Raw genomic sequence first — 11,222 nt, forward strand, 5'->3', positions numbered from 1 at the left:
GTGGAACCGCACGGGTACGGTGATCGGCCCCCGGGCCCCCGGCCGGGAGCCTTCCGGACGGCACCGCTCCGGCGGGACCTCACCGGGCCCCCGGCGCCGGGAAGTACCCCTTGCGGATGAAGAACCGCACATGTCTGCGGAAGGACTCCACGCTCGCGTCCGGGCTCTCCTCCGGGAGGCGCACACCGCTGCCGGCGAGCGCCGCGACGGTCCCGCTGTCGTCGACCGGCGGATAGAAACCCGCCGGGTCGGCGGCCATCGCGTCGAACGCGTCCAGCAGCGGAACCAGCGCGTTGCCGGGGTCGGCCGCCACCCGGGCACGCCAGCCGGCCGGTTCCGCGCGCTCCAGCGAGTACCCGTGGGCCCGCAGCTCCCGGGCCATCACGGCCAGCGTCAGCCCGGCGCGCCCGCAGATGTGGAAGGTCCTGCCCGCCGACTCCGGCTGCCGGGAGAGATGGACGACCGCGGCGCTCGCGTAGTCCACGGGCATCAGCCGGAACACCACCGGAAGGGACTCGGGGACGGCACCGGACTGGAGGATGCCCTTCAGCGTCAGCCAGACGAAGTCACGGGTCTGGCACGCGCCGGTCGAGTGGTCGCCGGTGATCTGGTCCATCCGGTGGACGGAGACCGGCAGTCCACGGCCCCGGGCGATGCCGACGAGTTGCTCCGCCACCCACTTGCTCCGGGTGTACCCCGTCGGCAGGCTCTCGCCGGGGCCCGCCGGATCGGACACCTCGATGGGCGCGCCGCCGCCCGCCCGGCCCGCGTAGACCCCCAGCGTGGAGACATGGTGCACGGGGACGGTGCGGTGGCGGGCGGCGAGCCGGAGGATCTCCCGGGTGCCGCCCACATTGGCCGCCCGGACCGTGGCGTACGGCTGGACCCAGGTGACGGCGGCCCCCGCGTGGTAGACGGCGTCGACCGTGCGCGCCAGCTCGTCGAAGAGCCCGGGGGCCAGACCCAGCCCGGGCAGGGCCAGATCCCCGGCCACCACCGAGAGCCGCCCGGGGTCCACCTGGTCCAGGATTCCGTACCACTCCAGATTCGCCCGCAGCCGCTCCAGACCCGCCCGCTCGTCGGCCGCGCGCACCAGACACCGCACGGTGGCCCGTGTCGTCCGCAGCAGATCGCGCAGCAGATACGCCCCGAGGAACCCGGTGGCGCCGGTCAGCAGCACGGTCCGGGGATCGGCGGCGACCCGGTGGATCTCGGCGGCCGGGCGGATGTCGTCGTCGAGGACGGTCTCGGCGGCGAAGTCCACCCCGGAACCGCCGCCCGCCCCGCTCCTCCGCAGCAGCGCGGTGCGCAGATGCCCGGCGAGCGCCCCGACCGTGGGATGGTCGAAGACCAGCGAGGTGGGCAGCCGCAGCCCGGTCAGGAACGCGAGCCGGTTGCGCAGCTCCACCGCGTTCAGCGAGTCGTACCCCAGCTCGGCGAAGGAGCGCCGGTCGCGGATGGACCCCGGGTCGGGATGGCCGAGCACCGTCCCCGCCTCGGTCCGCACCAGCTCCAGGACCCGGCCGAGCTGTTCCTCCCCGGGCAGCGCGGCCAGCTCCCCGGCGAGACCGCCCTCCCTCTCGCTGTTGCGGGCGGCGGGCCGGTACGGGACGCGCACCAGGTCGCCGAGGACCGCCGGCAGCTCCTCCGGGCGCTCGCGCAGCGCCCGGTGGTTCAGCGGGGCCGCGACGGCGGCGGGGATGTCCAGGGCCATCGCCCGGTCCAGCAGCGCCGGGCCGTGTTCGGAGGCGATCGGCGGATAGCCCGCGCGGGCGATGCGGTCCACATCGGCCCGGGTCAGCTCGCCGGTGGCGCCGGAGGCGGCCCACAGTCCCCAGGCGACCGAGGTCGCGGGCAGACCCAGGGCCGCCCGGTGGGCGGCGAGACCGTCGAGGAAGGTGTTCGCGGCGGCGTAGGCGGACTGCCCCGCGCCGCCGATGGTCCCCGCCAGCGAGGAGAACAGCACGAACGCCGAGAGCCCCAGATCCCGGGTGAGATCGTGCAGATGCCAGGCCGCGTCCACCTTGGGGCGCAGCACACCGCTGAGCCGCTCCGGTGTCACCCCGGTGATCAGCCCGTCGTCCCGGGTGCCCGCCGCGTGCACCACCCCCGTCAGCGGGCGGTCGTCCGGCAGCGCGGCGAGCACCCCGGCCAGCGCCTCGCGGTCGGCGGCGTCACACGCGACGACGGTCACCTCGGCGCCCAGCGCTGTCAGTTCGGCGCGGAGCGCCTCCGCGCCGGGCGCCGCGGGGCCGCGCCGGCCGGCGAGCAGCAGCCGGGTGACACCGTGGGCGGTCACGAGATGCCGGGCGAGGATCGCGCCGAGCGTGCCGGTGCCGCCGGTGATCAGCACGGTGCCCCGCGCGTCCCACGACCCGGACGGCCCGCCCCCGCCGGCCGCGTCCGGCACCCGGCGCAGCCGGGGCAGCAGCACCCGGCCCGCCCGCAGCGCCACCTGCGGCTCGCCGGACGCGGCCACCGCCGCCAGCAGCGCGGGCCCCGGCTCCGGCTCCGTACCGCCGCTGTCGACGAGGACGAACCGCCCGGGGTTCTCGGTCTGCGCCGAGCGCACCTCACCCCAGACCGCCGCCCCGCCCAGATCCCGTACCCCGTCGCCCGGAACGGCGGCCACCGCGCCCCGGGTCAGCACCAGCAGCGGAGTGCCGGTGAGCCGCTCGTCCGCCAGCCAGGCCCGGACGGCGGCGAGCGCCCGGCGGGCCGCCAGATGGGTGGCGGCCACCGGATCGGCCGCCCCCGGACCGGAGATCCGGACAACCGCCGCGTCGAGCCCCGCGAGCCGGGGCGGGCGCGGGTCCCCGGCGTCCACCTCGCCGATACGGAACGGCTCCACCGCGCCGGTGAGCGCGATCGGCGCCCAGTGGACCCGGAAGAGCGAGTCCCGCACCCGGGAGTCCGCCCGCGCCGCGGCCTCCCCGCCGCCCGCGCCCAGCGTGAGCGACCCGATCTCCGCGACCGCCCGGCCCGTCCGGTCCGCCAGCCGGGCGGACAGCACCCCGCCCGGGGACCGCGACAGCCGTACGCGCAGGGCCGTCGCGCCGGTCGCGTACAGCAGCACCCCGCCCCAGCCGACAGCGGTGCGCGTGCACCCGGCCGGCGACCCCTCGGCGAGCAGCGCCGCCCGGACGACCGCGTCGAGCAGCGCCGGGTGCAGCCCGAACCCGGCCGCCTCGCCCAGGGCCTCCTCGGGCAGGGCCAGTTCCGCCCAGACGGTCGAGCCGTCGCGCCAGAGCGCCGTGACCCCCCGCGAACGCGCCCCCTCCTCGGGACCGGTCGCCCCCGGCAGCTCCACCGCCGTCGCCCCGGCCGGCGGCCACCGCTCCAGGTCGAAGGCCGGGCCCCGGCCCCGGACGCCGAGGCGCGCGCGGGCGATCTCCGTCCAGGCCGGCTCCCCGTCCTCGGGCCGGGCGTGGACGGTGAGCGTCCGGCGCCCCGCACCGTCCGGCTCGCCCACCGTGCTCTGGAGCTGGACACCGCCGCGCGCGGGCAGCACCAGCGGCGCCACGGCCGTCAGCTCCTCCACGGCGGTGCACCCCACCTCGTCGCCCGCCCGCAGCGCCAGCTCCACCAGGGCGGACGACGGCAGCACCGCCGCGCCCGCGACGGTGGGCCCGGCCGACCAGGGGTGGGTGTGCCGCGACAGCCTGCCGGTGAAGAGGGTCCGGCCGGTCCCGGCCACCGGCACCGCGGCCCCCAGCAGCGGATGCCCGGTCCCGCCCAGCCCCAGACCCGAGGCGCCCCGGGACCCGGAGCCGGCCGCGTACCAGTACCGCTCGCGCTGGAAGGCGTAGGTGGGCAGTTCGACGCGGCGCGCCCCGGTGCCCCGGAACGGCCGCGACCGGTCCACCGGCCCACCGCGCACCAGCAGCTCGGCCCAGGAGCGGAGAAAACGGCCGAAACCTCCCTCGTCGCGCCGGAGCGTGCCGGTGACGAGCGCGCCGTCGCCCAGGTTCTCCTGGAGCGAGGAGACCAGCACCGGATGCGGGCTGATCTCCACGAGGACCCCGTGCCCCCGGTCCGCCAGCGCGCGGGCGGACCGGGCGAACTCCACCGGTCCGCGCAGATTCCCGTACCAGTACGCGGCGTCCAGACCGGCGGTGTCCATCCAGTCGCCGGTCACCGTGGAGAAGAACGGCACGGTCCCCGAGCGCGGCGCGATCGGCTCCAGCGCGGCGAGCAACTCCTCCTCGACGGGTTCCACCAGCGGGCAGTGGGAGGCGAAGTCGGTGGAGAAGCTCCTGGTCCGCGCCCCGTCCGCCGCGCACCGGCCGAGGAACTCGCCGACCGCGCCCCGGTCCCCGGAGACCAGCACCGAGCCGGGCCCGTTCTCGACGGCCACCCAGAGCCGGCCCGCCCATCCGGCGAGCCGCTCCTCCACCTCCGCGCGCGGCAGCCCGACCGCCCCCATGCCTCCGGTGCCCTGGAGCTTCAGGGCGATACGGCTGCGCAGCGCGACCACGCGGGCCGCGTCCTCCAGCGGGAGGCCCCCCGCGACACAGGCCGCGGCCACCTCGCCCTGGGAGTGTCCGACGACGGCAGCCGGCTCCACACCGTGGGCGCGCCACAGCTCCGCGAGGGAGACCATCACCGCGAACAGCGCGGGCTGGACCACATCGAGCCGCTCCAGCGCCGCCGCGCCCGCCGCGTCACCGCGCAGCACCTCCCGCAGGGACCAGGGGACATGGGGCCGCAGGGCCTCCTCGCACGCGTCGATCCGGGCGGCGAACACCGCAGAGGTCTCCAGCAGCTCCCGGGCCATGCCGGGCCACTGGCTGCCCTGCCCGGGGAAGACGAAGACGGTACGGCCCAGTTCCGCCGGGGCGCCGGCGATCCTCCCGAGGACCACCCGCCCGGCTCGCGGCTCCGGCTCGCTCCGGTCGGCCCGGTCGGCCTGCTCGGCCTGGTCGATTGGCTTGCCCCGGTCGGCCCGGTTGCCCCGGTCGGCCTGGTCGGCCCGGTCGCCTCGCTCGCTCCGGTCCTGGGCGCCGGAGTCCTCGCTGCCGGTGCGGGTGCCGCTGCGGGTGCGGGCCCCGGCTTTGGCCCCGGCTTTGGTCCCGGTCTCGGCCTGGGTCTCGGCCTGGGTCTCGGTCCCGCCCCGGGCCCCGTCCCCGGGCGCCGCGAGAGCGTCGAGCCCGGCGAGCAGCTCCGCCCGGCTGACGCCGATGACCACGGCCCGGTGCTCCATGGCCGTACGGGTCGTGGCCAGCGAGAACGCGATGTCCCCGGTGGCCGGGGCGGAATCCCGGGCGGCGAAGTCGCGCAGCCCGCGGGCCTGGGCGCGCAGCGCCCGGGGGGAGCGCGCGGAGAGCAGCCACGGCACGGCCACCGCCGGCGCCTCGGCCGCGCCGTCCGGCGGCGCGTCCTCCGGGGGCGCCTGCTCCAGAACCACATGCGCGTTGGTGCCACCGGCGCCGAACGCGGAGACCGCGCCCCGCCGGGGCGCGCCCGTCCCCGGCCAGGGACGGTTCCCGGTGAGCAGTTCCACCTGCCCCGCCGACCAGTCCACATACGGCGTGGGCGCGTCCAGATGCAGCAGCCCGGGCAACGTACCGTGCCGCAGGGCCTGGACCATCTTGATCAGCCCGCCGATCCCGGAGGCCGCCTGCGCGTGCCCCACGTTGGCCTTCAGCGAACCGACCAGCAGGGGACGCCCCTTGGGCCTGGCCCTGCCATAGGTGGCCAGCAGCGCCTGCGCCTCGATGGGATCGCCGAGCCTGGTCCCGGTGCCGTGAGCCTCCACGGCGTCCACCTCGGCGGCCGTCAGCCCCGCACGGTCCAGGGCCTGGCGGATCACCCGCTCCTGCGCGGGCCCGCTCGGGGCGGTGAGCCCGTTGGACGCGCCGTCCTGGTTGACCGCGCTGCCGCGCACCACCGCCAGCACCCGGTGCCCCAGCCGCCTCGCTTCGGAGAGCCGCTCCACCACCACCATGCCCACCCCCTCCGACCAGCCGATGCCGTCCGCCGCGCCGGCGAAGGGCTTGCACCGGCCGTCGGGGGAGAGCGCCCGGGCCCGGGCGGCGTCGAGATAGCCGCTGGGGTGGGCACAGAGGTACGAGGCCCCGGCGAGCGCCAGCGACGACTCCCCGGACCGCAGCGACTGCGCCGCGAGATGCAGCGCCACCAGCGAGGACGAGCAGGCCGTGTCCAGGGAGACCGCGGGCCCCTCCAGACCGAGGAGATAGGAGATCCGGCCGGACGCCATCGAGCTGAGCTTCCCCGTCACCTGGAACCCCTCGAACTCCTCGGGGCACTCCAGATCCAGATAGCTCTGCTCCACCAGCCCGGCGAAGACTCCGGTACGGCTCCCCCGGAGCGACTCGGGGTCGATGCCCGCGTGCTCCAGCGCCTCCCACGCGGTCTCCAGCAGCACCCGCTGCTGAGGGTCCATCACCAGCGCCTCCCGCGCCGGGATGCCGAAGAACGCCGCGTCGAAGAGGGTGGCCGTGTCGAGGAAGCCGCCGTGCCGGATGTAGATCCTGCCGGGCGCGGCGGGGTCCGGGTCGTAGAGGGCGTCGAGATCCCACCCCCGGTCCGTGGGGAAGCCGGAGATCGCGTCGACCCCGTCCAGGGCGAGCCGCCACAGCTCGTCCGGCCCGGCGGCGCCCGGGAACCGGCAGGCCATACCGACGATCGCGACGGGCTCGTCCCGTTCCGCCTCCAGCTCCGCGACCCTCCGGCGGGACCTCTGGAGATCCGCGGTCACCCACTTGAGGTACTCGACCAGCTTCTCTTCGTTCGGCATCGGGAATCCGTCTCTTCCTGCCCTCCCGCGCCGCGCGCGGGCGCCAGGAGGGATGAGGGGGAGGGGGCTGTGGCGGGCTCTGGCCGGGGTCCCGGACTCAGCCGGTGTCACGGCCCAGTTCGCTGTCGATGAAGTCGAGGACCTCCTCGGCCGATGCCCCGGAGAGCAGGGACTCGGCGTCCTCCGGCCGTTCCTCCCCGGGTGCCGCGCCGGGGCGGTCTCGGTCGCGGAGGGGCTCCAGCCGGGTGAGGAGCACCCGCAGCCGCCCGGCGACGGCGGCCCGGTCCACACCGCCGGACCCGGCGGCCGAGAGCGCGGCCTCCAGCCCGTCGAGCCCCTCCGCGACCGAGACCCCACCGGCAGCCGGGTCCCCCGCCAGCCGGTCCAGGAGGTAATCGGTGAGGGACGCCGGTGAGGGATGGTCGAAGACCAGGGTCGCCGGCAGCGCGAGCCCGGTCTCCGCCTTCAGCCGGTTCCGCAGATCGAGCGCGGTCAGCGAGTCGAACCCCATCTCCTGGAACCGCCGTTCGGTGCGCACGGAGCCCGCGTCGCGCCGCCCGAGGACCTCGGCGACCCGCTCCCGTACCAGCCCGAGGACGATCCGGTGCCGCTCGTCACCACCGGCCCCGGACAGCTGCCGCGCGAGGGAGGGGACGGACACCGGGTCATCGGGCGGGGTCTCGGGCGGTGTCCCGGCCACGGCGGCCCGAGCGGGCGCCGGTGTACCGGTGAGCCAGTAGCGCTCGCGCTGGAAGGCATAGGTGGGCAGCCCGGTCCGGCGGGCGCCGCTGTCCGCGAAGAAGGCCGCCCAGTCGACCGGCACACCCCGGGCGTGGAGCTGTGCCACCCCGCCGACCAGGGCGGTCCGCTCGGACCTGCCGGGCCGCAGCAGCGGCAGGGTGAGGCCGTCGTCCAGGATCTCCCCGGCGAGTGCGGTCAGTACGCCACCGGGGCCGATCTCCGCACAGGTGGCCACCCCCTCCCGCGCGAGCGCGCGCACTCCGTCGTGGAAGCGGACGGTGTGGCGGATGTGGTGGGTCCAGTAGTCGGGTGAGTGGAGTTGGCGGGGGGTCGCGGGTTCTCCGGTGAGGTTGGAGATGAGGGGGATGTGGGGTGTGTGGTAGGTGAGTTGTGCGGCGATGGTGCGGAACTCGGCGAGGGCGCCGTCCATGTGGGGCGAGTGGAAGGCGTGCGAGACCGTCAGCCGCCGGGTCCGGCGGCCCAGCGCGGACAGCCGTGCGGCGACCGCCAGCGTCGCGTCCTCGTCCCCCGACACCACCGTCGCGCGCGGCCCGTTCACCGCCGCCACCGACACCCGCCCCGGCCACCGTGCCAGCAGGGGCAGCACCTCGTCCTCGGCGGCCTCCACCGCGACCATCGCCCCGCCCGCCGGGAGCGCCTCCATCAGCCTGGCCCGGGCGGCGACCAGGGTGCAGGCGTCCTGGAGGGAGAGCACCCCGGCGACATGGGCGGCGGTCAGCTCGCCGATCGAGTGCCCGGCCACGAAGTCCGGCCGTACACCCCACGATTCGACCAGCCGGAACAGCGCCACTTCGAGGGCGAACAGCGCCGGCTGGGTGAAGGCCGTCCGGTCGAGCAGCGGGGCATCGGGGGAGCCGTCGGCGGCGAACATCACCTCGCGGAGGGGGCGTTCCCACCGGTCGCCGAAGGCGGCGAGGACCAGGTCGAGGTGGCGGGCGAACTCCGGGACGTGCTGGTACAGCTCATGGCCAGCCCCCGGCCGCTGACTGCCCTGCCCGGGAAAGAGGAAGGCCGTTCTCCCCGCCGTGCGCACACCCCGGACCACCTCCGGGCCCGCGCCCCCCGCCGCGAGCAGACCGAGACCCTCCAGCAGCTCCGCCCGGTCGGCGCCGGTGACGACGGCCCGGTGCTCCAGCGAGGCCCGGCCGGTGGCCAGGGTGTACGCCACGTCCAGCGGGTCCGGGCCATCGGCCCCGGACACCGCCGCGAGCAGCCGCCGCGCCTGCGCCGCCAGCGCTTCGGCCGACCCTCCGGAGAGCACCCAGGGCAGCGCGGGCGGTGCGGTCGGGGAGCCGGTGAGGTCCGTCTCGGGTGGGGGTTCTTCGATGATGAGGTGGGCGTTGGTGCCGCTGATGCCGAAGGAGGAGATGGCTGCGCGGCGGGGGCGGTTGGGTGTGTGGGGCCAGGGTTGGGGGTGGGTGAGGAGGTGGAGGTTGGTGTTGTTCCAGTTGATGTGGGGGGTGGGGTGTTGGGTGTGGAGGGTGGGGGGGAGGGTGTGGTGGTGGAGGGCTTGGATGATTTTGATGGTGCCGGCGGCTCCGGCGGCTGCTTGGGTGTGGCCGATGTTGGATTTGAGGGAGCCGAGCCAGAGGGGTTGGTGGGGTGGTCGGTGGTGGCTGTAGGTGGTGGTGAGTGCTCCGGCTTCGATGGGGTCGCCGAGGCGGGTGCCGGTGCCGTGGGCTTCGATGGCGTCGATGTGGTGGGGTTGGAGTCCGGCGTGGTGGAGTGCTTGGTGGATGACGCGTTCTTGTGAGGGGCCGTTGGGTGCGGTGAGTCCGTTGGAGGCGCCGTCCTGGTTGATGGCGCTGCCTCGGAGGATGGCGAGGACGCGGTTGTTCTGGTGTTGTGCGTCGGAGAGGCGTTGGAGGAGGAGGAGTCCGGCGCCTTCGGACCAGCCGGTGCCGTCGGCGTGGGCGGAGAAGGAGCGGCAGCGTCCGTCGGCGGACAGCCCCCGCTGACGTGAGAACTCGATGAACGAGCGCGGGGTGGACATCACGGTCACCCCGCCGGCGAGGGCGAGATCGCACTCGCCGGAGCGGAGGGCGTTGGCGGCGAGGTGCAGGGCGACCAGGGAGGAGGAGCAGGCGGTGTCCACTGTCACCGCCGGACCCTCCAGACCGAAGGTGTACGCGACCCGGCCGGAGGCGACACTGCCGGCGTTGCCGCTCGCGAAGTACCCCTCCAGGTCGGCGGGGATGGTCTGGAGCTGCGAGCCGTAGTCGTGGTACATCACCCCGGCGTAGACGCCGGTGCGGGTGCCGCGCAGTCGGGTGGGGTCGATTCCGGCGTGTTCGAAGGTCTCCCAGGCGGTTTCCAGGAGCAGTCGCTGCTGGGGGTCGGTGGCCACGGCCTCTCTGGGTGACATGCCGAACATCTCGGGGTCGAAGAGGTCGGCGTCGTGGAGGAATCCGCCGTGGCGGGTGTAGGAGGTGCCGGGGGTGTCCGGGTCGGGGTCGTAGAGGGCGGTGAGGTCCCAGCCCCGGTTGGTGGGGAAGCCGCTGATTCCTTCGCGTCCCTCGGCGACGAGGCGCCACAGTTCGTCGGGGGAGGTGATTCCGCCGGGGAAGCGGCATCCCATGCCCACGATCACCACGGGGTCCCCGGTGACCACCGCCGCCGCCGGCGGGGCCCCGCGCCCCGCCACCACACCCGACATCCGCTCCGTCAGATGCGCGGTGAGGGCGTCGAGCGAGGGATGGTCGAAGACCAGGGTGGCGGGCAGCCGGAGTCCGGTCGCGGTCGCGAGCCGGTTGCGGAGTTCCAGCGCGGTCAGCGAGTCGAACCCCAGCTCCTGGAGAGCCCGTTCACCCGGGAGGGCGGACGGGTCGGAGTGGCCGAGCACCCCGGCGGCATGGGTACGGACGAGCTGGGCCGGTGACACCTCGTCCACGGCCCCGGCCCCGGCCGGTCGCCGCTTCACCGCGCTGGTGCGCACCAGCCCGCGCAGCAGCGCGGGGCAGGTCTCGGCATTCCGGAGAGCCGCTGTGTTCAGCCCGGTCAGAGCCGTGAGAGGGAGACCGGACGCCAGGGCGGTGTCGAACATCTCCATGGCGTCGGCGGACGGGACGGGCGCCAGTCCGACCCCGGCCATGCGCCTCAGATCCACCTCCGTCAGCTTCCCCGCCAGCGAACCGGTCTCCTCCCACAGTCCCCAGGCGAGGGAGAGTCCTGGGAGTCCGTGGGCGTGGCGGTGGGCGGCGAGGGCGTCGAGGAAGGTGTTGCCGGCGGCGTAGTTGGCCTGGCCGGCGGTGCCGAGGAGTCCGGCGACGGACGAGTAGAGGACGAACGCGGAGAGGTCGAGCCCGGCGGTGAGTTCGTGGAGGTTCCAGGCCGCCTCCGCCTTGGGTCGCATGACCTGTGTCAGTTGTTCCGGGGTCATCGTGGCGAGGGTGCTGTCGTCGAGGATTCCGGCTGTGTGGATGACGGCGGTGAGGGGGTGTGCGGGGGGGATGTCGGCGAGGGCGCGGGCGAGGGTGTGGCGGTTGGTGGTGTCGCAGGCGGTGATGGTGGTGTGGGCGCCGGCGGTGGTGAGGGTGTGGTGGAGGTGTGGGGCGCGGGGGGCGGTGGGGCCTTGTCGGCTGAGGAGGAGCAGTCGGCGTACTCCGTGGTGGGTGACGAGGTGGTGGGCGAGGAGGGCGCCGAGTGTGCCGGTGCCTCCGGTGATGAGTACGGTTCCGTTCGGGTCGAGGGTGGGGGGTCG

At 75.3% G+C, this 11,222-nt stretch carries 2 protein-coding genes; both read right to left on the reverse strand.

What is annotated here, in order from left to right; translation table 11 throughout:
- Positions 1-79: 79 nt before the first annotated feature.
- Positions 80-6,760, reverse strand: a complete 6,681-nt coding sequence (locus ACWCRA_RS34035; protein WP_451069374.1) for a thioester reductase domain-containing protein — start codon at positions 6,758-6,760, stop codon at positions 80-82.
- Positions 6,761-6,857: 97 nt separating this feature from the next.
- A partial coding sequence (locus ACWCRA_RS34040) for a type I polyketide synthase (RefSeq protein ID WP_451069375.1) occupies positions 6,858-11,222 on the reverse strand: 4,365 nt, incomplete at its 5' end.

This window comes from Streptomyces sp. NPDC001889, assembly GCF_053594535.1.

Bases quoted from the DNA above. Each gene is read 5' to 3' on its own strand.
- ACWCRA_RS34035 (WP_451069374.1), bottom strand. From the start codon at position 6,760: ATGCCGAACGAAGAGAAGCTGGTCGAGTACCTCAAGTGGGTGACCGCG.